General features: G+C 45.3%; 1 pseudogene. It reads right to left on the reverse strand.

From position 1 onward, the window contains the following. Positions 1 to 358, reverse strand: a pseudogene (locus tag HMPREF3057_RS05245) (cell wall anchor protein); the annotation flags it as partial.

Genomic DNA, 358 nt, shown 5'->3' on the forward strand with positions numbered 1-358 from the left:
TGAAAGTTGAGATTGAGTTTTTGCTTCGGCTGGTGTTACCTGATCGCTGTCTTCTGCCAAGAAATCTGCCAGTAAGTCGGACGCTTCGATATCGCCTTCTTCGATAGCTTTCAAGATAGCATCCTTGCCAATCACTTCTTTAGCTGCTTTGATCGCCGCGTCCTTATCAGTGATAGTAGCATCTTTGTTGATGTCGTCGATGGTTGATTTTTCGATACCTTCAAGCGTTGAAAGCAATTCGCTGTGAGCTTTTTCTTCCGCTGCTTGCTTAGCTTCTTCCTCTTTCTTGGCTTCCTCAGCTGCTTCCTTATCTGCTGCAGCAAGTTTGGCTTGGTCTTGGCTTGAAAGTTGAGATTGA

The organism is Streptococcus sp. HMSC072D05 (assembly GCF_001815805.1).
Lineage (GTDB): Bacteria > Bacillota > Bacilli > Lactobacillales > Streptococcaceae > Streptococcus.